Below are 22,399 nucleotides of genomic sequence, written 5' to 3'. Positions count from 1 at the left end.
TGCCGGCATCGGTCCGGCAGTGATGCCGGAGCGCCTCCCCGGACGGTGCGAGCGTCTGAGGGCGGTGCGGAATCCGCTCGGCGGAGCAAGCGACCGGATTGGGTAGATGCCGGACGTGAGACGTGCCGGACCGCGGCCCTCCCGAGTCACCGACTTCGAGTCCGCTCCAAACCACCTTTCGCATCCTGAAGTGGCAGGAGCGCGCTCTGGCCTCCGGGCCGTTGGTTAAAACGCAACCTTTCGGTGGTTCGATCACCCAGGTTGAGGGGACCGCAATCCTGCCGGGTGCCGCATCGCGCGGCTCGGGCGGGTGGCGTGCGCGGCGCCCTGCGAGAGTTCGAGTTCGCCGATGTCCTTCACGACAGCCGCGCTGACAGGCGCGACGGCCGCCGCGCCGCCGCGATGGGCCGCGGGCGCCTGGGGCCGCGTTCCCGCCCTCCGCGCGGTCCAGGGGCTGGCGACCGGCCTCCACGCCGCGTTCATCTTCTTTGCCTGCTTCGCCTTCTCGGACGCCTCGCCCTACGACCTCGTGGCGATCCCGACGATCGTGCTGTGGCTGGCCCTCGGCATCCGCCTGCACCGGGGGGCGATGCCCCTCGTGCTCCTGCTCCTCGTCTACCTCGCGGCGATCGGCATCGCGCTGGTGCCCTACCTCAACGAGCCGCTCTCGGTGACGTGGACGGTGCAGCTCGCCTACCTCACGGTGACCTGCATCTTCTTCGCGATGCTCTATGCCGACGACACGCGGGCGCGCATCGAGGTCGCGCTCAAGGCCTATACGGCGAGCTGCGTGCTCTCGGCGGCCCTCGGCATCGTCGGCTACCTGCAGCTCCTCGGCATCGAGGACCTGTTCTACAAGTACGGCCGGGCCTCGGGCACTTTCCAGGATCCGAACGTGTTCGGCTCCTTCCTGACGCTCGGCGCCCTCTACCTGATCCACGGCCTCCTCTCGGGCTCGACCCGGTGGCCGCTCCTGTCCCTGGCTAGCCTCGTCGTCGTGATGGCGGGCATCTTCCTGTCCTTCTCCCGCGGCTCCTGGGGCGGCACGGTGATCGCGGTCGCGGTGATGATCGGAGCGCTCTACGCCACGAGCCGCTCGCGCGCCCTGCGTCGGCGGATCGTCACGCTCGGTCTCGTCACCGTCGGCTTCGGCGCGGTCGCGCTCGCGGGGCTGCTGTCGATCGACAGCGTCGCCCAGACCTTCCAGACCCGCGCCGCGGTCACGCAGGATTACGACGAGGGCGAGACCGGCCGCTTCGGCAACCAGATCCGCGGCATGGGGATGATGCTGGAGGAGCCGCTCGGCCTGGGCCCCCTGCGCTGGCGCCAGATCTTCAACCTGGAGCCGCACAATTCCTACATCGGCAGCTTCGCCAATGGCGGCTGGCTCGCCGGCGCCACCTTCATCGCCCTGGTGGCAGCAACTTGCTTCGTCGGCTTCCGGCTGATGCTGCGCCCCTCGCCCTACCGGGCCTACGCCCAGATCGTATTTCCGGCGCTGCTGATGTTCTTCCTCCAGGCGCTGCAGATCGACGTGGAGAAGTGGCGCCACGTCTACATGATGCTCGGCATGGTCTGGGCCTTGGAGGCAGCCCGTCTGCGCCCGAGCTTGACCCTTCCCCGCGCGCGACGCATCGCAGGACATCCGGACATTGCATCGCGAGCCGGGACGAGCGGGGCGCGAGAGGATATGCTCGGGGGCGGACACGAGGCTTTCGGGAAGGTGGGGCCGTGACCACCGGATCGGCGAGCGAGGCCGAGCGCCTCGCAGCCCTGCACGCGCTGCGCATCCTGGACAGCGATCCGGAGGCGCAGTTCGATGCCGTGTGCCGGACGGCGCAACGCCTGTTCGGCGTCGCGGCGGCCTACATCTCCCTGGTCGATGCCGAGCGGCAGTGGCTGAAGGCCTGCGCGGGCACCATGCCGGCGCAGACGCCGCGCAAGGACTCCTTCTGCAACCGGACGATCGAGCGGGACGCGCTGCTCGTCGTCCCCGATGCCCGCCGCGACCCGCGCTTCTCCGGGCTCGGGATCGTCACCGGCCCGCCCCACGTCGTGTTCTATGCCGGCGCGCCGCTGACCCTGCGGCCGGGCGTGCGGCTCGGGTCCCTCTGCCTGATCGATCCGCAGCCGCGTGATTTCACGCCGGACGACGAGGCGGCCCTGCGCGACCTTGCCGAGATCGTGGCGGCGCAGATGCGGCTGCGGCGCGACAACCTCGCCTTCGCCAGCGAGCGGGCGCTGCGCCAGATCCACGAGAGCACCATCCGGGCCCAGGGCGCGGAGATTGAGCGGCGGGCGAGCGCCAACTCCCTCCTGACCATGGCCGAGCAGATCGCCCAGGTCGGCCATTGGCGCATCAACTTCATCAACGGCCACCCGATCTACTCAGAGAGCCTCCTGCGCATCGCCGGCCTCGACCCGGCGGCGCCGGTGGCCCGGCATCCCGGCCTCGCCGAATTGTGCCATCCCGCCGATCGCGGGCGGGTCGAGGCCGTGATCGCCGCGGCGATCGCGGGCAGCCGCGATTTCGAGTTCGAGGCGCGGTTCGCGCGACCGGACGGGACGATCCGCGACGTGATGGTGCGGGGCACCTGCAAGACCGACGAGGCGGGCCGGACGATCGGGCTGTTCGGCATCCTCATGGACGTGACCGACCGGCTGCGGATCCAGGCGGAGATGCGGCGCAGCGAGATGCGCTACCGCAGCCTCGCCGACGCGCTGCCGCTGCTGGTCTGGACCATCGATCCGGCCAGCGGCGAGTCGACCTACGTCAACACGCGCTTCGAGGATTACTACGGGCCGATCGGCGTCTCGCGGCTGCAGCGGCTCGCCCGCAACCATCCCGACGACGCTGCGGCCATGGAGGCGGCGTGGCAGGCGGCGCAGGCCAGCGGCGAGGGTTACGACGGCCAGTGGCGCCTCAGGGCACGCGACGGATCCTACCGCTGGCACAAGCTTTCGCTCACGCCGATCCGCAACGCCGCCGACCCGGCCGAGGTAACGGAGTGGATCGGCACCGCGCTCGACATCGACGAGATCGTTTCCGCGCGGCTCGCCGTGGAGGATACGAGCCGCCTGCTCGGCATCGCCCTGGAGGGAGCGGAGGCCGGGACCTTCGACTGGAACCTGCGCACCGGCATCACCGTGCTGTCGCCGGAGAGCGTGCGCCTCTACGGCCTGCCGGAAACCGGCGAGCCGCGCGCCCTGTCGCCGACGGAATGGACCGCGACCATCCATCCCGACGACGTCGTCGAGGCCTGGAACCGGATCCACCACGCCGTCGATACCCAGACCCGCTTCACGGCGGAGTACCGGGTGGGCGGGCGCTGGCTCTATACTTCAGGCCGCACCCTCTACGACGGGGACGGCCGCCCCTACCGGATGCTCGGGCTGCATCTCGACATCACCGAGCGCAAGGCGGCCGAGGCGGCCCTGCGGGCGGCCACTGCCGAGGCCCGTGCCGCCACCGTGGAGGCCGAGCGGGCGAGCGCGGCCAAGAGCGAGTTCCTCGCGGCCATGAGCCACGAGATCCGCACGCCGCTCAACGGCATCCTCGGTTATGCCGACCTGCTCCTCGATCGGCCCGACCGCGAGCCGGAGGATCGGCGCCGCCTGGAATTGATCCGCGTCTCGGGCGAGGCGCTTCTCACCGTCGTCAACGACGTCCTCGACGTCTCGAAGATCGAGGCCGGCCAGCTCGAACTCGACCCGATTCCCTTCGCCCTCGGCAAGCTGATCGAGGACACCGTCGCGATCGTGCGCGGCAGCGCCCTGAAGAGCGCGCTCACCGTCGAGGCGCGGATCGATCCCGACCTGCCCGGGAGCGTGATCGGCGACGCGAACCGCCTGCGGCAGGTGCTGTTCAACCTGCTCAACAACGCGGTCAAGTTCACGCCGGCCGGCTCCGTCACCCTCACCGTCCGCTACGAGGGTTCCGTCTCCGGCCCCGACGGCGGCCCCGCGGAAGCCCTGCGCTTCGAGATCCGCGACACCGGCATCGGCATCGCGCCCTCGCAGCGGCACCGGCTGTTCAAGCCGTTCAGTCAGGTCGACGGATCGATCAGCCGGCGCTTCGGCGGGTCGGGCCTCGGCCTCGCGATCTGCCACCGCCTCGTCACCATGATGGGGGGCGATATCGGGGTCGAGAGCCGGGAGGGCATCGGCTCGACCTTCTGGTTCAGCCTCGCCCTCCCCCGCGGCGCCACCCCGCCCGCCGCCGAGGCCGCCGCCGCCCCGCGCCGCCGGGAGGCCGCGCCGGCGGCCCGCCTCCTGCTCGTGGAGGACGTGGCGATCAACCAGACGCTGGCCCGCGCCGTGCTGGAGGCGGAGGGCTACCGCGTCGATGTGGCGGGCGACGGGCACGCGGCGCTCGCAGCGATCGAGGCCGCCTACGGCCCGCAGGCCGGCGCCGACCCTTACGCCGTCGTGCTGATGGACGTGCAGATGCCGGGGATGGACGGCCTCACGGCCACGCGGCGGATCCGCGCCATGGCGGGCCCCGCCGCCGGCCTGCCGATCGTGGCGATGACGGCCAACGTCCTCGACGGGCAGGTGCAGGAACTGATCGCGGCGGGCATGGACGACCATGTCGGCAAACCCTTCAAGCGCGCCCAGCTCAGCGCCGTGATCGAGCGCTGGCGGGCCGTCGGCGCGGAGCGGGAACGCGCGGGCGCCGCGCCGGCCGAGCCTCCTCGGCACGATGACGGGAAGCGCGGGTTTCGTCCCGAGCCCGTCGTTCGGGCCGAGACCCGCGGCGGGCCGGTGCTCGACCGCGCCGCCTTCGCCGCCGTGCAGGACACGATGGGCCGCGAGCGCGTGCTGTCGCTCCTCTCCCTGCTCGAACTGGATCTCGAACTGCGCTTCCTTCCCGAGGGCGCCGAGCCGAACCGGACCGATTTCGACCGGGAGCAGCTCGCCTACGACGCCCATGCGATGGTCGCCGCGGCCGGCGCTCTCGGCTTCGTCGCCCTGTCCGACCTGTGCCGTGAGATCGAGGCGGCCTGCCGCGACGGCGGCGACCTTCCGGCCCTGATCCAGCGCCTCGTGACGCTGCGCCTGGACACGCTCGGGACGATCCGGGCGCTGAGGGCTGCGTAAGGCCGGCCGGCTCCTTGCGGCTTTGCTCGAACGAGCTATGTTGTTGCTCGAAGGAGCAGCAATGTCGGATACGAGAGCAGATCTCCCGTTCAAGCGCAGGAAGCCGCAGGCCGTTGGCCTCCGTTCTGCTTCCCGTCCCTTTGCCTATCTCGACCTCTACCGCGCCTCGCCCTTCGACCGCATCGAGGTCATCAAGGCCGGCGTTCCGGCCAAGTCGGTCAAGGGCTTCATCACCGCGCTGCGCCTCGACCAGCAGGTGATGTTCGATGCCCTCAATCTGAAAACGGCCACGGTCAATAAGAAGGCGGCACGGAACGAGGTCCTCTCGGCCGAGGACAGTGAGCGGGTCGTCGGGCTGGCGAAGCTCGTCGGACAGCTCGAAGCGATGATCGAGGAAGCCGGAGAGGGAAAGGATTTCGATGCGCCGGCATGGCTGTCGCGCTGGCTGCGCGAGCCCCTGCCGGCCCTGGGCGGCGGCAAACCGCTCGACCTCCTCGACACAATGGAAGGACAGGCTCTGGTTTCGCGCGCGCTGGCGCAGATCCAGAGCGGAGCCTATGCGTGAGCCAATCCCTCTGGCGGATCGGCACCGATGCCAGGACCTACACCGCTGACGACCTGTCGGGGACTGGGGCCAAGCTCTCCGGTGGCCGGTGGAATGCCGTCGGGGTCGCCGTGGTCTACGCGGCGGGCAACCGCGCCCTCGCCTGCCTCGAAACCTTCGTCCACCTCAATGCCGGCGGCCTGCCATTGAATCGATATCTCGTCGAGATCGCGGTGCCGGATGACGTCTGGGCGGCGGCCGAGGTCGCGACGCCGGACAGGCTGCCCGTGGGATGGGATGCCGAGCCGGCGGGCCTCGTTAGCCTGACCTTCGGCACGGACTGGGCGAACGGCAACCGGTCGGCTCTCCTGCTGGTCCCCTCCGTCATCGTGCCGGAGGAGCACAACGCCCTCATCAATCCCACTCATCCCGATGCTGCCAGGATCGCGGCCCGAAAGGTCCGCAAGTGGTTGTACGACCCGCGCCTCGACCGCGACCGGCTTCCATTCGCGTGAGGGGCATCGCTCCGCCCGCACCGGACGCGTCTTGAGATCGCCGCCTCCCCGCGCCACCTGACAGCCGTCCCGCTTCCCCGAGAAGCCCGCCGCCAGAGCCCGCCTTGCCGCCCCTCTTCGACTACGCCGCGCAAGCGGGCTCCGCGATCAAGGCCTTCGCGGAAGCCTCCAGCGACCTGCTGATCCAGCCGACGCTGCGCCTCGGCGTCACCGGTTTGGCCCGCTCGGGCAAGACGGTGTTCACCACCGCGCTGATCCACCACCTCGTCGAGGGCCACGCCCTGCCCGCCTTCGAGCCGGCCCAGGCCGGGCGTCTGCGCCGGGCTCGCCTCGTGCCCCAGCCCGACGACGACGTGCCGCGCTTTCCCTTCGAGGAGAATTTTTCGGCGCTCACCGAGGCCCGGCGCTGGCCGGGCTCGACCGACCGGATCAGCCAGTTCCGCCTGGAGATCGAGTACGAGCGCTCGGGCGGCTGGCGCTCGGGCCCGGCGACGCTGATGCTCGACGTGGTGGACTATCCCGGCGAGTGGCTGCTCGATCTGGCGCTCGTCGATCAGAGCTACGTGGCGTGGTCGCGCGCGACCATCGCCGGCACCCGCCGGACCGGCCGCGCCGAGATCGCCGCGCCGTGGCTCGCGCTGATGCGGGAACTCGACCCGGCCGCCCCCCTCGACGAGGTGCTGGCCGAGCGCGCTGCCAACGCCTTCAAGGCCTACCTCGCCGCGCTCCGCGCCGGCGCGGAATCGGTAGCCACGACGCCGCCGGGGCGCTTCCTGATGCCCGGCGATCTCGCCGGCTCGCCGATGCTGACCTTCGCGCCCCTCGACCGCCTCGAGGAGACACAGGTGCCCGGCAGCCTCGGCGCGCTGATGGAACGGCGGTTCGAAGCCTACAAGAGCAAGGTGGTGGAGCCGTTCTTCCGCGAGCACTTCCAGCGGGTCGATCGGCAGATCGTGCTGGTGGACGTGCTCTCGGCGGTCGATTCCGGCCCGGCGGCGCTCGCCGAGCTGGAGGAAGCGCTCGACGCGGTGCTGCTCGCCTTCCGGATCGGGCGCAACAGCCTGCTCTCGCGCTTCTTCGCGCCGCGGGCCGAGCGGATCATGTTCGCCGCGACCAAGGCCGACCATCTCCACCAGTCGAGCCACGACCGGCTCGACGCGCTGCTGCGCCTGCTCGTGTCGCGGGCGATGCGCCGCACCGAGGCCGCCGGCGCGCGGGTCGGCACCGTGGCGCTCGCCTCCGTGCGCGCCACCCGCGAGACCACGGTGCATGATGGCGGCGAGGTCCTGCGCGCCGTCTCCGGCACGCCGGAGGCGGGCGAGCATGTCGGCGACGAGACCTTCGACGGCCTATCCGAGGCCGCGGTGTTTCCCGGAGAGCTGCCCGCCGACCCGCAGGCGGTGCTCGACGGGGCGATCCCGCCCGGCTCCTTCCGCTTCCCGCGCTTCCGCCCGCCGCCGGTCAAGCCCGACGCGCTCGGGCGGCCGGGCCACCTGCCGCAGATCCGGCTCGACCGGGCCATGCAGTTCCTGATCGGGGATCGGCTGACGTGACCAACCCGCAGCGCCCGCGCGCCTTCCGCATCCCCTCCGCCGACGCCCCCGCGCCGGAGGCCGCCACCGCCGAGGCTCCGTCCCCGCCGCGGCCGGAGGTGCGCTTCGTCGATGAACCCTACGAGATCGTGGACGCCGCCGACGGCGTGGCGGTGCCCGTGGCCCCCAAGCGCCGGGCGCCGTGGCTGTCGATCCTGTTCAGCGCGCTCGGCGGTCTCGTCACCATCGCGATCGGCCTCTCGGTGGAGCGGCTGATCACCGACCTGTTCGCCACCGCGCCTTGGCTCGGCTGGGTCGCTCTGGCGCTGCTGCTCATCGCCGTGATCGCGCTCGCGGCCATCGTTGCCCGCGAGGCGCTGGGGGTCTGGCGCGAGCGCAAGATCGAGGCTTTGCGCGAGCGGGCGCTGACGGCGCTCTCGACCCGCGACCACACCGCGGCGCAGGGCGTGGTGCAGGAGTTGCGGGGCTTCTATGCCGACCGGCCGGCACTGGCCGGCGGCCTCCGCCGGCTCGACGCGGTGGGCGACGCGATCCTCGACGTGGATGACCGGCTGGCGCTGGCCGAGGGCGAGCTGCTGGCGCCCCTCGACCGGCAGGCCAAGGCGGCGATCGCCCAGGCCGCGAGCCAGGTCTCGGCGGTGACGGCCTTGAGTCCGCGGGCGATCGTCGACGTCGCCTTCGTGGTGTTTTCCGCCGCCCGGCTGCTGCGCCGGATCGCGGCGATCTACGGCGGACGGCCCGGCCTGCTCGGCTTCCTCCGGCTCGCCCGGGCGGCGCTCGCCCATCTCACCGTCACCGGCGGCATGGCGGTGGGCGAGGGCATGCTGCATCAGGTACTCGGCCTCGGGCTCGCGGCCCGCGTTTCGGCCAAGCTCGGCGAGGGTGTGCTCAACGGCCTGATGACCGCGCGCTTCGGCCTCGCGGCGCTCGCCGTCTGCCGGCCCCTTCCCTTCGTCCGGGCCATGCCGCCCACGGTCAACGACGTGGCCGGCCAGCTTTTTCGAAGCGGCGACGACAAGGAATAGCCCGTCATCGCGAGGCCACGCGGCTTCCGGCGCAGCGCCCGAAAAAGAAGGCTCCCGCACCGGTCGGTGCGGGAGCCTTTTCGTTCTTCGACGGCTCGAGGGCAGCGATCAGCAGTCGTCGCCGCCCTTCTTGTCGCCGAGCTTCTGGTCGTGACCGGCGGCGTTCATCGCGCCGACCGTGCCCGGAGCCGCCGGCTGGTCGCCGCCGGCGGTGTTCTTGGCCGAAGAGGTCTGGTCCGAACCCGGCTTGTTGCCGACGCCCTGGCCGGCGCCGACATTGTTCATCGCGCCCACGGTGCCCGGGGAGGCCGGCTGCTGGCCGCCGGCAAGGTTCTTCGAACCCGCATCGGCGCCGCTGCCGGTGCTGCTGTTCGCGGCGGTGGAATCGTTGGGCGCCTTGGCGTTGGTGCTGCCGGTGTTGCAGGGGGCGGCGAGCGCGGAGCCCGCGATGAAGGCGAAAGCGGTGGCCGTGGCGATGGTCTTCGTGAGCGTCACGTTTGCGTCCCTCCGAATGTGTCGGATCGGCCTTGCCGTCCGGTCTGCCCGAGGAAAGCAATTAAGGAAAATTAAGTTCCCGATTTATCCTGCATCAAAGAATCTTTTTAGGACTGCACTTTCCTACATTTGCTAGAAATCAGCCCAAGCTGCTGATATAAAATACACTCTTCCACCACCACCCGATCGCGTCCGCCGGTCAAAGCGGCGCGAGGAATCCCGCCAGCCGCATCAGCCCCTCCGGCCACGGCCCGTGCCCGCTCGCGACGTTGATGTGGCCGGCCTCACCCGCATCCACCAGCGCCGAGCCCCAGGCATAGGCGTAATCCTCCGCCCGCTCGTAGGTGCAGTGCGGGTCGGTGCGGCTCGCCACCAGCAACGAGGGGAAGGGCAGCGGGTCACGCGGCACCGGCGCGAAGGCGCGCACGCTCTCGGGCAGGTCGGCGCCCGCCTCGATGTCGGGGAAGGCGACAAGCAGGGCCCCGCGCACGACGCCCTCAGGGAAACGCGGCGCGGCCTCCACCGCCGCGACGACGCCGAGACTGTGGGCGATGAGGATCACCGGCCGGGTCGCCGCCTCGACTGCCTCGACGACGCGGCTGCGCCACGCCTCCGGGTCGGGCCGATGCCAGTCGTCCTGCGCAACGATCCGCGCGGTCTTGAGCCGGGCCGCCCAGCGCGCCTGCCAGTGCTCCTCCTCGGAGCCGGCATAGCCGGGCAGGATCAGGATGTCGCAATCGGCAGTCTTCATCGAAGTCTTCTCGGAAGGGCGTCCCTACGCAACGGGCGACGGCCCGCCCGGCTCCACCGGCAGCGTCACGCGAGCCAGTCGGGCAGGCGGTCGAGGCCGATCAGGTCGTCGTAGCTCGGGCGCGGGCGCACGACCGCCGAGCGGTCGCCGGTCACCAGCACCTCGGGCACGAGACGGCGGCTGTTGTAGGTGCCGGCCTGGACCGCACCGTACGCCCCCGCGCTCATCACCGCGATCAGATCCCCCGGCCCGACCGCCGGCATCTCGCGACCGAGCGCGAGATAATCGCCGCTCTCGCAGACCGGGCCGACCACGTCCGCCGTCAGCCGCGGCGTGTCGGGGGCAGGCTCGCGCAGGGGCCGCAGGGCGTGGAAGGCGTCGTAGAGCGTCGGGCGGATCAGGTCGTTCATCGCCCCGTCGACGATGACGAAGGTCTTGTCCTCCGTCGGCTTCACGTAGATCACCCGGGTGACGAGGATGCCGGCATTGCCCGCGATCATCCGCCCGATCTCGAAGACCGGCCGCAGGCCCAGCGGCCGGAAATGGGGGCGCAGGATCTCGGCGAGCGCCGTCGGATCCGGCGGGGGGGCGTTGTCGTCGCGATAGGGGATGCCCAGCCCGCCGCCGAAATCGACGTGGTGCAGCCGGTGCCCGTCGGCGAGGAGGTCGCGGGCGAGTTCGCAGAGCAGGCGCGCGGCGTTGTCGAACGGGGTCAGGTCCGTGATCTGGCTGCCGATATGCGCGTCGACGCCGACGATCTCGAGGCCCGGCAGCCGGGCCGCCCCGGCATAGACCTCGCGCGCGCGGGAGATCGGGATGCCGAACTTGTTCTCGGACTTGCCGGTCGAGATCTTGGCATGCGTGCGCGCATCGACGTCCGGATTCACGCGGATCGAGACCGGCGCCGTCCGGCCCCGCGCGGCGGCGACCTCGGACAGGGCGGCGAGCTCGGGCTCGCTCTCGACGTTGAAGCAGAGGATGTTGGCATCGAGCGCGGCGGCCATCTCCTCGCGGGTCTTGCCGACGCCGGAGAAGACGATGCGCTCGCCCGGCACGCCCGCGGCCAGCGCCCGGCGCAGCTCGCCCTCGGACACGATGTCCATGCCCGCACCCTGGCGGGCGAGGGTGGCGAGCACCGCCTGATTCGAGTTCGCCTTCATGGCGAAGCACACCAGCGCATCGTCGCCGGCAAAGGCCTGCGCGAAGACGCGGTAGTGCCGCTCCAGGGTGGCGGTGCTGTAGCAGTAGAACGGCGTGCCGACCGCGTCCGCCAGCGTCGTCAGATCGACGTCCTCGGCGTGGAGACGCCCGTCCCGATAGTGGAAATGGTGCATGTCAGGATCATCCGCCGCGCGGAAAGTGTGGCCGGCACGCCCGAATGCCCCCGCGCGCGGTGCGCTGTCTACCTCGAACCGGGCCTCGGCTTGTCCGGGCGGGCCGCCTCAGGCCGCTACAGCAGCGGATCGAGGATGAACGGCTCCTTGGGCACCCTGTAGCCGCGCTTCGATCCGCGGGAGGTCGTGACCGGAACGCCGTCGCCGCCCGCGGGGATCGCCGCGGCGCTGAGTTCGTCGCCCGCCTGCACGGCCTCCGGATCGGGGGCCGCGCCGCGGTCGCCCAGGGACACCGTGCTGCCCGGCAGGCTGCGCGCCGAGGCCGGCACGCCGGGGCGCGGGCCGGCCGGGGCGGTCTCGGCCGCGGGGGCGCCCGGCGGTTCCAGGCTGCCGCGCCGGCCGCAGGCCGTGCAGGCCAGGACAAGGCCGAGCGCGATCAGGATCGAGAGGCGGGCGGAGCGGGCGGGCATCGGGATTTCCGGCGATCTTTCCGGCGGGGCTGCGCGAGCTTAGCCGTTGGAGCCTCGGCCCGAAAGATGGCCACCGGCCCCGCGGACGAAGACGGTGTGCGCTCGAGCCGAAATCGCCGAGCGGTGAGCCCGGCCGCGTCCCGGCCCGGCTCCGCCTCGGCGTGGCCGCAGGGCGGCCTCAGCTCTTCTTGTTGCCGCGCGGCGCATCCTTCGGCGGCGTGTAGGCGTCGATCGCCCGGCGGCAGTTCTCGGAGAGCTTCGACCAGTTGGTCTTGAAGCACTGGTCGGTCGCCGGATCGTCCGGGTCGAGGTTGCCGCAATAGCTCAGGTAATCGCCGGTGCAGTACTTCTTGAGCGTCTCGTTGCCGCGCTTCGACTGCTGCGCCTGTGCCGGAGCGGCCAGCAGGGCGGCCGCGCCCGTCAATGCGAGAACCAGGGGCGTCAGCTTCAAGGCCATGATGTTCGCTCGATCGCGGTTTGAAGGGAAAGATGCGTGGGAGGAGATCCGGGCGCGATGATGCCCCCGCATGTCCGAAACGAGGCGGGTCCGGGGCAAACGCAAGGTGGTTCGGTGCTTACGGGCTCGGACGGGGCATCGCAAGGGATGGCCCGCACGATAGGCGTCGCGCCCGCGCCGCGGCGTGCGTTTCGGCTCCAGTCGTTTTCGATGCTTCGCGGCTCAGCTCTCGGCGAGCGCCGGGGAGGCGACCGGGAAGCCCCCGGCCTGGGGCAGACGGTCGCGCCGGGCCAGGGCGTCGGCAACCTCATTGATGCGGCGGCGCAGCTCGGCGGTGTCCTCGCTCGCGGGCGCGGCCCGGGCAGCCGCCAGTTCCGCGCGCAGCGCCTCGACCTCGGCCTCGATCCCTTGGCGCGCGGGCGCGGCCGCGCCCGCGGCATCCTCGGTCGAGGCCGGGGCGGCACCCGCCTGCGCCCGGCGCGCCGCCTTGAGATCGTCGAGGAGCGCACGATGGGCCTCCTCCAGGGCGTGGAGGGTGGCGAGCCCCGTCTCGCCCTCGGCCCGGGCCTTGGCCAGATCCCGGTCGAGTCCGGCGATGCGTTCGAGGGCGCGGGCCACCTCCGCCTCGCTGAGGATCCGGGCGGCGACCGCCGCCTCGGCCTCCATGGTGCGGGCGCCGATGGCGGCCATGTCGGCGTGACGCCGGGCGGCGATGGCCTCCGCCTTCCGCTCCAGCCGGCGCTGGGCCACGGCGAATTCCGCCCGGAGGTGGTCGCGCTCGGCCACGACCTCGGACACGCTCACCGGCAGGGTCGCCTCGATCCGCCGCCGGGCGAGACGGCCGGCGCGGGCGTTCACGGTCGGCAGGACCGTCAGGGCGCACAGGCTCGCCAGGAGGAAGCCGAGCCCGAAGATCATCACGGTCTCGATCACGAACGGGCCCTCACGCCGCCTCGGCCGGGAGGTCCGGCCGCTGCGTCTTTTGCCCGTCTTGCCCGCGGGGAGGCAAGCGGGCTGTCTTCTCCTCGGCCTCAAGCGCCGGCGACCGCCTCCGCGGCCTTGGGCTTTCGCTCCACGCGACGCCTCGGCCGAGGCCCGTTCCGCGGGCGCTCTTCGCGCCGGACATCCGACCCGATCGCTCTCGGAGCGATGACATGGGATCGCGCCGCGCGGCCTTGGGACTGTTATCGAAAAGAATCAGAACGGGTTCCAGGTCGGGCGGCCGGTGAATTTCAGGTAGCCGACATTGATGCCGAGCCGGGCGCCGACGCCGGAGCGGATCGGCACCACGACGATGCCGCCGTCGGTCACGGCGGTCATGCCGAAGCCGCCGATGAAGTAGGCCGAGCCGTCGACGCCGCCGAAGCGGCGGTAGAGGTCGCGCACGGCGGGCAGGTTGTAGACGAGCATCATCGTGCGCGCGCCGTCGCCGCCGACGTCGAAGCCCAGCGTCGGGCCCTGCCAGTAGATCCGGCGCTGCCCGGCATTGCGGGTGTAGAGCGTGCCCTCGCCGAAGCGCAGGCCGCCGACGATGGCCCCGGACGCCTCCTGGCCGAGGATGTAGCCGTTGGGCTCGCCCCAGCGGCGGCTCGCCTCCTCGACGGTCAGGGCGAGGCCGCGCGACACGCTTCCGAAGAAGCGGTGTCCGTTCTCGACCACCTCGGAGGCGCGGAACGAGTCCGGACGCACGCCGTCGTCCTGATAGGCAAGGGCGGGGACGGCGCTAGCGAGAAGTCCGCCGGAGAGCCCGGCGGAGAGCCCGAGCAGGGCGGCGCGGCGGGTCGTCGCCGTGCGGATGGGATCGTGCGGCATGTCGGTCTCCCTACCGGCTCCCCCGTCGCTCGCCGCAGCCCGCCCATCGCCGGGCGGGGGCCTCCGCTACCGGAAGCCGTCGGATCGAGGCACGCAGGGAGCGCGCAGTCTCGCGACCGATCAAGTCAAGATTGGGTTAACGTATGGTTAAGCGGAGGCGGGCCGACGGCGGCCGCGTCTGCCGGCCGAGCCGCCCTGATCACGATTTCCGCAGACACGGCCGTCGCGCCCTATCCCTGCTTCGTGGCCTCGACCGTCTCCCCCGCCCGGCGCCGGTCGAAATACGACACGGCGCCCTGCTGCGGCAGATCGAGCACGTCGCGATAGGCCGGCGAGGCGAGCGCCGCGAAGGGGCCGTTGCGGTAGAAGCGGGTATGGTGGCCGTAGGTGATCGTGTCGCCGCCGGGGCCGACGACGCGCCCGCCCGCCATGGTCAGCACGTGGTCGCCGGCCGCGGTGTCCCACTCCATGGTGGGGACGCAGCGCACGTAGATGTCCGCCTCGCCCGCCGCGATCAGACCGAACTTGAGGGCCGAGGAGGCGACCCGCCGCTCGCCGACATGCATCCGCTCCAGGCAGGCATCGGTGTCGCTGTCGCCGTGCAGGCGGCTGACGAGGGCAACGAGGCCGTCGGCGGGCGCCGCGCGCACGTGCACCGCCCGGAATTCACCCGGCCGGCCCTCGCGGATCGGCGCCTCGCGGGCGGTGGTGCCCGCCGCCCAGACCCGGCCGAGGCCCGGCGCCGCCAGCGCGGCGGCGATCGGGCGGTCCCCCTGAATCAGGCCGATATTGACGCAGTACTGCTCGTTGCCGGCCAGGAAGTCGCGGGTGCCGTCGAGGGGATCGACGAGGAAGAACAGGGGTGCGGGCCGCGCGGTGCAGGAGGTCTCCTCGGCGATCACCGGAATGCCGGGAAAGGCCTGCGCCAGCGCGGCGACGATCAGCTCCTCGGAGCGGGTGTCGGCGAGGCTCGCGGGCGAGCCGTCCGGCTTGATCACGTGCGGGCAGTCGCCGCCGTGATAGCCCCGCAGGATGCGCCCGGCCTCGCAGGCGATCCCGGCGAGCCGGTCCGCGATGGCGTCGCGCAGCGAGGCCGGAACGGGAGCCGTCAGGACCGTCGACGGGGCGGCCGGAAGGGAGGCGGGGGCAGTCATCGCAATGTCATCAATGAACGAACGGGACTTGTCGATCCGACATGTGTCCGAATTGGGTACGCAAGCCTGCGTGAGCCGGATTCCATGCCCTCAGGTTGCGGCGGATTCGGGACATCCGCGCCGACGCTCGGGACCGGCGGCGAGGACGGATCGGTGGGCGCGGCTTTCCAAAGCGGCCGCCGGTGACTATTCGCTAGCCGGATCCGGTGCCCGCCGCATCCGGGGGGCGGGCTGTCCGACCGGCCGGCGGCACTTCGCGACACCTGTTTGCGACACCTCTTTCGACAGCCGGGAACGGAGCGCGCCATGAGCGGTAGTATGAGCGGTACCAGCAGCCTCACCCTCGACGCCCTCGACCTCTCGGCCCTGCTGTGCTCGCGCGTGTGCCACGACGTGATCAGCCCGATCGGCGCGATCGTGAACGGCCTCGAAGTGCTCGAGGACGACAACGATCCCTCGATGCGCGAATTCGCGCTCGAACTGATCCGCAAGAGCGCGCGCACTGCCTCGGCCCGCGTGCAGTTCGCCCGCATCGCCTTCGGCGCGGCGGGCTCGGCCGGCGCCTCGATCGATCTGGCCGACGCCGAGAAGGTGTCGCGGGCGATGTTCGCCGACGAGAAGACGCAGATCACCTGGAGCGCGCCCCAGGCCCTGTTTCCGAAGAACAAGGTCAAGCTCCTGCTCAACCTCGTGGTGATCGCCTCGAGCGCGATTCCCCGCGGCGGCGTGATCGACGTGGCGGTGACCGGCGACGGCGACGCCCCACGCTTCGTCCTGCGCGCCAAGGGCAGCCACGCGCGCATCCCGCCCCATGTCGAGGCGCTGATCGCCGGCACGCCCGAGGGCGGCAGCGTCGATGCCCACGGCATCCTGCCCTTCTATGCCGGCCTCGTCGCGCGCGCGGCGGCAATGGACGTGCGGTTCGCGATCCAGGGCGACGAGGTGACGGTCACCGCCGCGCCCACCGAGGCCGCGGTGGGGCTGCCGGGCGCCCCGGCCCCGAGCCTCGAGAACGACCGTCCCTCCGACAGCGCCCCGCCGGACACGCAGCTCGCCTGAGGCGCGCGGCTGCGGTCTCAGACCAGGGATCTCACGCCCGGGATCTCACACCGGAGGCCCCACGCCGGGAAGCGGGCGCCTGCGCTCAAATTCTTCCCGTTTCTTCCTAAAAACAATTGTGAAGCCGGGCCCGCCTTCAACGCTTCACTAACTTTCCAAGGCGAGAGTGCTCGTCGCACGTCCCTTAGTGCGCGTAGACGAGTACCCCCCATGGACGATCTGCTTCGCGAGTTTCTGGTCGAGAGCGCCGAGCATCTGGACACGGTCGATGCGGAGCTTGTCCGTTTCGAGCAGGACCCCAACAACCAGCAGATCCTGCGCAACATCTTCCGGCTCGTCCACACCATCAAGGGCACCTGCGGCTTCCTCGGCCTGCCGCGGCTGGAAGCGCTGGCCCACGCCGCGGAGACCCTGATGGGGCGCTTCCGCGACGGGTATCCCGTCAGCGGCGCCTCGGTCACGCTGATCCTCGCCACCCTCGACCGCCTCAAGGCGATCCTCGCCGACCTCGAAGCCACCGGCTCCGAGCCCGCCGGGGCCGATGCCGACCTGATCGGCGCCCTCGAGCAGATGGCCTCCGAGGAGGCCCCCGCCCCCAGCCCCGTCGCCGCTCCGCCGCCCCTGCCCGAACTGCCGCCGATCGTCGAGCGGGAACTCAAGCCCGGTGAAGTCTCGCTGGAGGAGCTGGAGCGCGCCTTCATGGAGGCGCCCGGCCCCGATGACTTCTCCGCCGCGCCGGTGGCCGAAGCGCCCGCGCCGGTCGTCGAAGCGCCCGCGCCTGCCTTCGAGAGCGCGCCCGAGCCGGCAGCGCCCGTCCAGGCCGCCGAGCGTCCCGCCGCCACGCCCTCGGCGGCCGCCGCGGAGGGCGGCGAGAGCGCCGTGGCCGCCAAGGTGCAGACGATCCGCGTGAACGTCGACACCATCGAGCACCTGATGACGATGGTCTCGGAGCTGGTGCTGACCCGCAACCAGCTCCTCGAGATCGCCCGCCGTCACGAGGATTCCGGCTACAAGGTCCCGCTGCAGCGTCTCAGCCACGTCACCGCCGAGCTGCAGGAAGGCGTGATGAAGACGCGCATGCAGCCGATCGGCAACGCGTGGCAGAAGCTGCCCCGCGTCGTGCGCGACCTCTCGGCCGAACTCGGCAAGGGCATCGACCTCGTGATGTCGGGCGCCGAGACCGAACTCGACCGGCAGGTCCTCGACGTCATCAAGGACCCGCTGACCCACATGGTGCGCAACTCGGCCGATCACGGCATCGAGTCCACCAACGAGCGCATCAAGGCCGGCAAGCCGGCCCGCGGCTCGATCCGCCTCTCGGCCTATCACGAGGGCGGCACGATCACGATCGAGATCGCCGATGACGGCAAGGGCCTCGACCTCGCCGCGATCCGCAAGAAGGCGATCGAGCGCAACTTCGCGCCCGCCGCCGACATCGAGCGGATGACCGACGCGCAGGTCGCGAAGTTCATCTTCCACGCCGGCTTCTCCACCGCCAAGGCGATCACCTCGGTCTCCGGCCGCGGCGTCGGCATGGACGTGGTCAAGACCAACATCGAGACCATCGGCGGCGTGGTCGACATCGCCACGGAGCTCGGCAAGGGTACGACCTTCACCATCAAGATCCCGCTGACGCTCGCCATCGTCTCGGCGCTGATCGTCAAGGCCGGCGAGCAGCGCTACGCCGTGCCGCAGATCGCGGTGCTCGAACTGGTCCGGGTCGACCCCAAGGGCGAGAACAAGAGCGCGAACTCGATCGAGCGCATCCACGGCGCGCCGGTGCTGCGGCTGCGCGAGCGGCTCCTGCCGATCGTCACCCTCGACGGGCTGATGCGTGGGCAGGCGACTGTCGAGGAGGGCGAACTCGTCGAGTCCGGCTTCGTGGTGGTGGCCCAGGTCGGGCGGCAGCGCTTCGGCGTCCTCGTGGACGAGGTCTTCCACACGGAAGAGATCGTCGTGAAGCCGATGTCGTCCAAACTGCGCCACATCCCGCTCTTTGCCGGCAACACGATCCTCGGCGACGGCGCCGTTGTGCTGATCGTCGACCCCAACGGCGTGGCCAAGCTGGTCGGCCAGAGCGCGCAGTCCGGCGCCGCGACGGAGACCGAGGTCGAGGAGACCGAGGCCGGCGATGCCAAGGCGACGCTCCTCGTGTTCAAGGGCGGCGCGGGCGGCTTCAAGGCGGTGCCGCTCTCCCTCGTCACCCGCCTCGAGGAGATTGACGCCTCGAAGATCGAGCATCTCGGCGGGCGCCCGCTGATCCAGTACCGCGGCCGTCTGATGCCGCTGGTGCCGGCTGATCCGGGCATCGTGATCCGCTCCGAGGGCAACCAGGCGCTCGTCGTGTTCTCCGACGGCGACCGGGCGATGGGCCTCGTGGTCGACGAAATCGTCGACATCGTCGAGGAGCGCCTCGACATCGAGATCTCGGCCGACCGCTCCGACCTGATCGGCTCGGCGGTGCTGCGGGGCCGGGCAACCGACATCATCAACATCGCCCACTTCCTGCCGCTCGCCTACGACGACTGGGCGCGCGGCCCGCGCAAGACGGTGGTGAAGGCGCCCTCGCTCCTGCTCGTGGACGACTCGGCCTTCTTCCGCGACATGCTCACCCCCGTGCTCAAGGCGGCGGGCTACGGCGTGACGACCGCCGCCTCCGCCGACGAGGCGATGGGCCTGCTCAAGGGCAATGCCGGCATCGACCTCGTGGTCAGCGATCTCGACATGCCCGGCCGCAGCGGCTTCGACCTCGTGGCCGCCATGCGCAAGAGCGGCGGACGGCTGGCCGAGATGCCGGTGGTGGCACTGACCGGCACGGTCGCTGCCGACGCCATCGAGCAGGCACGCCGCCTCGCGATCAGCGACCTCGTCGCCAAGTTCGACCGCAGCGGCCTGCTCGCGGCCCTCGCCGAGATCGGCGAGGCCGCCGCCGAACCCGCCGCCCGCGCCGCGGCCTGAGACCAGAACGGACCGGAAGAGGACACGCCGCCATGCAGGCCGCCAACGGCAACGCCGTTCCCACCGACACCACCGACTACGTCACCGTCTTCGTCGGCGAGACCATGTTCGGGCTCACCATCGACCGGGTGCACGACGTGTTCGTGCCCGCCGGCATCACCCCGGTGCCGCTGGCGCCCAAGGAGATCGTCGGCCTCCTGAACCTGCGCGGGCGGGTCGTGACGGCCCTGTGCCTGCGCCGCCGCCTCGGCATTCCGGGGCGCGAGGCGGGCGCGGCCGAGATGGCGATCGGCCTGGAGCAGTCCGGCGAAACCTTCGCCCTCATCGTCGACGGCGTCGGCGAGGTGCTGAAGCTCGGCGCCGACACGCAGGAGCCGGTTCCGATCAACCTCGATGCGCGCTGGCGCGATATCTCGCTGGGCGTCCACCGCCTCGACGGACGCCTTCTCGTCATCCTCGACGTCGATGCGCTGCTCGCCTTCGGCGACGCCCGCGAGTCGCAGGTTGCCTGAAGCCGAGAGGGATGCGCCCATGATGACCAGCTCGGCCCAGAACCCGACCAAAAGCGCGACCAAGGACGTGGCGAAGACGGCCCTGATCGTCGATGACTCGGCGGTGATCCGCAAGGTTGCCCGCCGCATCCTCGAGACCCTCGACTTCACCGTCCGCGACACCGAGGACGGCGCCACCGCTCTGGCCATGTGCGCGGAGGCGATGCCGACGGTGATCCTGCTCGACTGGAACATGCCGAACATGGACGGCTACGAGGTGCTGCGGCACCTGCGGCAGGCGCCCCTCGGCGACCGGCCCAAGGTCCTGTTCTGCACCACCGAGAACGACGTCGGCGCCATCGCCCGGGCCCTGCATGCGGGCGCCGACGAGTACATCATGAAGCCCTTCGACCGGGAGATCATGATCGCCAAGCTCGACCAGGTCGGTTTCGCGACGCGCTCCTCCGAAGCCGCCTGATCCCTCCCCGGGCCTTCTTGATCCTCGGGGACCGCGAGGTCCCCGCCCCCTCTCGCTCCGCGGAAACGAGTCCCCCCATGTCGGCATTCCCGGCCGTCGCACAAGCTTCCGCGGCGCGCAGCCCGATCAAGGTGCTGGTCGCCGACGATTCGGCCGTGGTGCGCGGGCTCGTGTCCCGCTGGCTCAGCGAGGCGGGCCACGAGGTGGTCGCCACCGCCCCCAACGGCCGCGCCGCCGTGGACGCGCTGGCCCGCTGCAACCCCGACGTCGTGCTCCTCGACATCGAGATGCCGGAACTCGACGGCATCCAGGCCCTGCCCCTGATGCTGGCCAAGCAGCCGGGCATCCAGGTCGTGATGATGTCGACGCTGACCCAGCGCAACGCCGACATCTCCCTGCGCTGCCTGTCCCTCGGCGCGGTCGATTACATTCCCAAGCCAGAGAGCAACCGCGGCGTCACCACCTCGGACGGCTTCCGCAACGATCTGCTCGAGCGCATCCGGGTGTTCGGTGCGGCCCGCGCCCGGCGCCGGCCGGCCCCGACCGCGGTCGAGGCGGCCACCTCCGCCGCGCCCGCCGCCCCGGCGGTCTCGCGCCTGTCCGGCACGGTGACGCTGCGCCCGAAGCCCCGCACCGTGGTCCCGCCCCGCGCCCTGCTGATCGGCTCCTCCACCGGCGGCCCGCGGGCGGTCGGCGAGGTGCTGGAAAAGATCGGCGCGGCCACGCTCCGGCGCCTGCCGGTGCTGATCGTGCAGCACATGCCGCCGGTCTTCACCGCCGTGTTCGCCGAGCATCTCGGTGCCCGGGTCGGCCTGCCGGCGGCCGAGGGCAAGGCCGACGAGCGGGTGCAGCCCGGCCGCATCTACGTCGCCCCCGGCGGGCGTCACATGCGGCTGTCCGGCTCGGCCACCGACACCGTGATCCGACTCGACGACGGGCCGCCGGTGAATTTCTGCCGCCCGGCCGTAGACGTGATGTTCCTCGACGCCGCCGCCCTCTACGGCGGAGCGACGCTCAGCGTCATCCTCACCGGCATGGGCTCGGACGGCACGGCGGGCGCCCGCGCGCTGGTGGAGGCCGGCGGCACCCTGCTCGCCCAGGACGAGGCGACGAGCACCGTCTGGGGCATGCCCGGCAGCGTCGCCAAGGCGGGCCTGTGCCACGCCGTCCTGCCGCTCCCCGAGATCGGGCCGGCCCTGCGCAGCGCGATTGCGGAGCGGGTCTGATGACCGAGGCGGATTTCGCATTCCTGCGCGACTATCTCAGGAAGCGCTCCGGGCTGAGCCTCGGCGCTGAGAAGCGTTATCTGGTGGAGAGCCGGCTCACCCCCGTCTGCCGCCGCTTCAACATCGCGACCCTGACCGACCTCGTCGGCACCCTGCGCCTTTCGCGGGAGGGGCCGCTGGAGAAGGCGGTGGTCGAGGCGATGACCACCAACGAGACGTTCTTCTTCCGCGACCGGGCTCCGTTCGACCTGTTCCGCGACGTGCTGCTGCCCAAGGCGATCGCCGCCCGAGCCCCCCAGCGCCGCCTGCGGATCTGGTCGGCGGCGGCCTCCACCGGGCAGGAGCCGTACTCGCTCGCGATGATGATCCATGAGGCCGGGGCGCAGCTCGCCGGCTGGCAGGTCGAGATCGTCGGCACCGATCTCTCGACGGAGGTGCTGGAGAAGGCCCGGCTCGGCCTCTACAGCCATTTCGAGGTGCAGCGCGGTCTGCCGGTGCAGCTTCTCGTGAAGCACTTCACCCAGGTCGGCGAGCAGTGGCGGATCAGCCCGGCGCTGGCCGGAATGGTGAGCTTCCGGCCGCTCAACCTGCTGAGCCCGTTCGAGCATCTCGGCCAGTTCGACATCATCTACTGCCGCAACGTGCTGATCTACTTCGACGCGCCGACCAAGACCGACGTCCTGGAGCGGATGGCCAAGGCCCTCGCCCCCGACGGCGCGCTGTTGCTGGGCGCAGCCGAGACCGTGATCGGCCTGACCGAGGCGCTGGTGCCCGATCCGCAGAACCGCGGCCTCTACCGCCAGGCCGCTGTCGCCGGGCGCGCGGCGACGCCCCACCGCCTCGCGGCGGGTTTCTAGGCATTCTCCGCCGAAAAGGTCGCCGGGTCGGCGATGCAAGCGATGCGACAGCGGGAGCCTCGGCAGAATCGCACCATGCCTTTCTGCCGAGAGCCTCATCTCGCAGCCGCCGACCGGATC

At 71.3% G+C, this 22,399-nt stretch carries 20 protein-coding genes; 12 read left to right on the top strand and 8 right to left on the bottom strand.

The window, feature by feature from the left end; translation table 11 throughout:
- The first annotated feature begins 349 nt into the window (after positions 1 to 349).
- The 6 genes from MPPM_RS09095 to MPPM_RS09070 all read left to right on the top strand — a co-directional run bounded on the left by MPPM_RS09095 (position 350) and on the right by MPPM_RS09070 (position 8,737).
- On the top strand, positions 350 to 1,735 hold the full coding sequence (locus MPPM_RS09095; protein WP_096484780.1) for an O-antigen ligase family protein: 1,386 nt from the start codon (positions 350 to 352) through the stop codon (positions 1,733 to 1,735).
- On the top strand, positions 1,732 to 5,100 hold the full coding sequence (locus MPPM_RS09090) for a PAS domain-containing protein (RefSeq protein WP_096484779.1): 3,369 nt from the start codon (positions 1,732 to 1,734) through the stop codon (positions 5,098 to 5,100). The genes MPPM_RS09095 and MPPM_RS09090 overlap by 4 nt, the downstream gene beginning before the upstream one ends.
- Positions 5,101 to 5,137: 37 nt before the next feature.
- Positions 5,138 to 5,665: a type II toxin-antitoxin system Prs ADP-ribosylating antitoxin ParS gene (gene parS, locus MPPM_RS09085; RefSeq protein WP_244573525.1), complete on the top strand. Its 528-nt coding sequence runs from the start codon at positions 5,138 to 5,140 to the stop codon at positions 5,663 to 5,665.
- Entirely contained in the window at positions 5,662 to 6,159 is a 498-nt protein-coding gene (gene parT / locus MPPM_RS09080; protein ID WP_096484777.1) for a type II toxin-antitoxin system Prs ADP-ribosylating toxin ParT, read from the top strand. The genes parS and parT overlap by 4 nt, the downstream gene beginning before the upstream one ends.
- A gap of 104 nt (positions 6,160 to 6,263) precedes the next feature.
- Positions 6,264 to 7,712, top strand: a complete 1,449-nt coding sequence (locus tag MPPM_RS09075; protein ID WP_096484776.1) for a YcjX family GTP-binding protein — start codon at positions 6,264 to 6,266, stop codon at positions 7,710 to 7,712.
- On the top strand, positions 7,709 to 8,737 hold the full coding sequence (locus tag MPPM_RS09070; protein ID WP_096484775.1) for a YcjF family protein: 1,029 nt from the start codon (positions 7,709 to 7,711) through the stop codon (positions 8,735 to 8,737). The genes MPPM_RS09075 and MPPM_RS09070 overlap by 4 nt, the downstream gene beginning before the upstream one ends.
- A gap of 108 nt (positions 8,738 to 8,845) precedes the next feature.
- On the opposite strand, the gene MPPM_RS09065 is transcribed toward MPPM_RS09070, so the two are convergent.
- The 8 genes from MPPM_RS09065 to MPPM_RS09030 form a co-directional block, all read right to left on the bottom strand.
- Positions 8,846 to 9,232, bottom strand: a complete 387-nt coding sequence (locus MPPM_RS09065) for an exopolysaccharide production protein YjbE (RefSeq protein ID WP_096484774.1) — start codon at positions 9,230 to 9,232, stop codon at positions 8,846 to 8,848.
- A 199-nt stretch (positions 9,233 to 9,431) separates the two neighbouring features.
- A complete protein-coding gene (locus MPPM_RS09060; protein WP_096484773.1) occupies positions 9,432 to 9,983 on the bottom strand; it encodes an RBBP9/YdeN family alpha/beta hydrolase in 552 nt (183 codons plus the stop codon).
- 65 nt (positions 9,984 to 10,048) lie between these two features.
- Positions 10,049 to 11,317, bottom strand: coding sequence for a diaminopimelate decarboxylase (gene lysA, locus MPPM_RS09055; RefSeq protein ID WP_096484772.1), 1,269 nt, complete (start codon positions 11,315 to 11,317; stop codon positions 10,049 to 10,051).
- 116 nt (positions 11,318 to 11,433) lie between these two features.
- Positions 11,434 to 11,787 (bottom strand): hypothetical protein, encoded by a 354-nt coding sequence (locus MPPM_RS09050; RefSeq protein WP_096484771.1) that lies wholly within the window; start codon positions 11,785 to 11,787, stop codon positions 11,434 to 11,436.
- Between the two features lie 178 nt (positions 11,788 to 11,965).
- Complete coding sequence (locus tag MPPM_RS09045) at positions 11,966 to 12,244, bottom strand: 3',5'-cyclic-nucleotide phosphodiesterase (protein WP_026105627.1); 279 nt, start codon at positions 12,242 to 12,244, stop codon at positions 11,966 to 11,968.
- Positions 12,245 to 12,466: 222 nt separating this feature from the next.
- A complete protein-coding gene (locus MPPM_RS09040; RefSeq protein WP_096487792.1) occupies positions 12,467 to 13,162 on the bottom strand; it encodes a hypothetical protein in 696 nt (231 codons plus the stop codon).
- Between the two features lie 279 nt (positions 13,163 to 13,441).
- Positions 13,442 to 14,056, bottom strand: coding sequence for a DUF1134 domain-containing protein (locus tag MPPM_RS09035; protein WP_096484770.1), 615 nt, complete (start codon positions 14,054 to 14,056; stop codon positions 13,442 to 13,444).
- Between the two features lie 230 nt (positions 14,057 to 14,286).
- Positions 14,287 to 15,210 carry a 3'(2'),5'-bisphosphate nucleotidase CysQ family protein gene (locus MPPM_RS09030; RefSeq protein ID WP_096484769.1) on the bottom strand — a complete coding sequence of 308 codons (924 nt, stop codon included), beginning with the start codon at positions 15,208 to 15,210 and terminating at the stop codon, positions 14,287 to 14,289.
- Between the two features lie 318 nt (positions 15,211 to 15,528).
- On the opposite strand from MPPM_RS09030, the gene chpT reads away from it, so the two are divergent.
- The 6 genes from chpT to MPPM_RS09000 all read left to right on the top strand — a co-directional run bounded on the left by chpT (position 15,529) and on the right by MPPM_RS09000 (position 22,279).
- Positions 15,529 to 16,269, top strand: a complete 741-nt coding sequence (gene chpT / locus MPPM_RS09025) for a histidine phosphotransferase ChpT (RefSeq protein WP_096484768.1) — start codon at positions 15,529 to 15,531, stop codon at positions 16,267 to 16,269.
- A gap of 210 nt (positions 16,270 to 16,479) precedes the next feature.
- Entirely contained in the window at positions 16,480 to 19,227 is a 2,748-nt protein-coding gene (locus MPPM_RS09020; RefSeq protein WP_096484767.1) for a hybrid sensor histidine kinase/response regulator, read from the top strand.
- A 32-nt stretch (positions 19,228 to 19,259) separates the two neighbouring features.
- A complete protein-coding gene (locus tag MPPM_RS09015) occupies positions 19,260 to 19,739 on the top strand; it encodes a chemotaxis protein CheW (RefSeq protein WP_096484766.1) in 480 nt (159 codons plus the stop codon).
- A 19-nt stretch (positions 19,740 to 19,758) separates the two neighbouring features.
- Positions 19,759 to 20,196 (top strand): response regulator, encoded by a 438-nt coding sequence (locus MPPM_RS09010; protein ID WP_432419842.1) that lies wholly within the window; start codon positions 19,759 to 19,761, stop codon positions 20,194 to 20,196.
- A 77-nt stretch (positions 20,197 to 20,273) separates the two neighbouring features.
- The gene (locus MPPM_RS09005) at positions 20,274 to 21,422 is read left to right on the top strand and encodes a protein-glutamate methylesterase/protein-glutamine glutaminase (protein ID WP_096484765.1); all 1,149 of its coding nucleotides are present in this window, start codon (positions 20,274 to 20,276) and stop codon (positions 21,420 to 21,422) included.
- Positions 21,422 to 22,279 (top strand): CheR family methyltransferase, encoded by an 858-nt coding sequence (locus MPPM_RS09000; RefSeq protein WP_096484764.1) that lies wholly within the window; start codon positions 21,422 to 21,424, stop codon positions 22,277 to 22,279. Before MPPM_RS09005 ends, MPPM_RS09000 begins: the two co-directional genes overlap by 1 nt.
- The last annotated feature ends 120 nt before the right edge of the window (positions 22,280 to 22,399 follow it).

It is taken from the genome of Methylorubrum populi (assembly GCF_002355515.1).
Classification (GTDB): domain Bacteria; phylum Pseudomonadota; class Alphaproteobacteria; order Rhizobiales; family Beijerinckiaceae; genus Methylobacterium; species Methylobacterium populi_A.
The sequence above is the reverse complement of the archived record's forward strand: the minus strand, read 5'-3'. Positions and strand labels throughout refer to the sequence as shown.

Bases quoted from the DNA above. Each gene is read 5' to 3' on its own strand.
- MPPM_RS09095 (WP_096484780.1), top strand. From the start codon at position 350: ATGTCCTTCACGACAGCCGCGCTGACAGGCGCGACGGCCGCCGCGCCG.
- MPPM_RS09060 (WP_096484773.1), bottom strand. From the start codon at position 9,983: ATGAAGACTGCCGATTGCGACATCCTGATCCTGCCCGGCTATGCCGGC.
- MPPM_RS09040 (WP_096487792.1), bottom strand. From the start codon at position 13,162: ATGATCTTCGGGCTCGGCTTCCTCCTGGCGAGCCTGTGCGCCCTGACG.
- MPPM_RS09000 (WP_096484764.1), top strand. From the start codon at position 21,422: ATGACCGAGGCGGATTTCGCATTCCTGCGCGACTATCTCAGGAAGCGC.
- MPPM_RS09035 (WP_096484770.1), bottom strand. From the start codon at position 14,056: ATGCCGCACGATCCCATCCGCACGGCGACGACCCGCCGCGCCGCCCTG.
- MPPM_RS09010 (WP_432419842.1), top strand. From the start codon at position 19,759: ATGATGACCAGCTCGGCCCAGAACCCGACCAAAAGCGCGACCAAGGAC.
- chpT (WP_096484768.1), top strand. From the start codon at position 15,529: ATGAGCGGTACCAGCAGCCTCACCCTCGACGCCCTCGACCTCTCGGCC.
- MPPM_RS09020 (WP_096484767.1), top strand. From the start codon at position 16,480: ATGGACGATCTGCTTCGCGAGTTTCTGGTCGAGAGCGCCGAGCATCTG.
- MPPM_RS09050 (WP_096484771.1), bottom strand. From the start codon at position 11,787: ATGCCCGCCCGCTCCGCCCGCCTCTCGATCCTGATCGCGCTCGGCCTT.
- MPPM_RS09030 (WP_096484769.1), bottom strand. From the start codon at position 15,210: ATGACTGCCCCCGCCTCCCTTCCGGCCGCCCCGTCGACGGTCCTGACG.
- parS (WP_244573525.1), top strand. From the start codon at position 5,138: ATGTTGTTGCTCGAAGGAGCAGCAATGTCGGATACGAGAGCAGATCTC.
- MPPM_RS09015 (WP_096484766.1), top strand. From the start codon at position 19,260: ATGCAGGCCGCCAACGGCAACGCCGTTCCCACCGACACCACCGACTAC.
- MPPM_RS09045 (WP_026105627.1), bottom strand. From the start codon at position 12,244: ATGGCCTTGAAGCTGACGCCCCTGGTTCTCGCATTGACGGGCGCGGCC.
- MPPM_RS09005 (WP_096484765.1), top strand. From the start codon at position 20,274: ATGTCGGCATTCCCGGCCGTCGCACAAGCTTCCGCGGCGCGCAGCCCG.
- lysA (WP_096484772.1), bottom strand. From the start codon at position 11,317: ATGCACCATTTCCACTATCGGGACGGGCGTCTCCACGCCGAGGACGTC.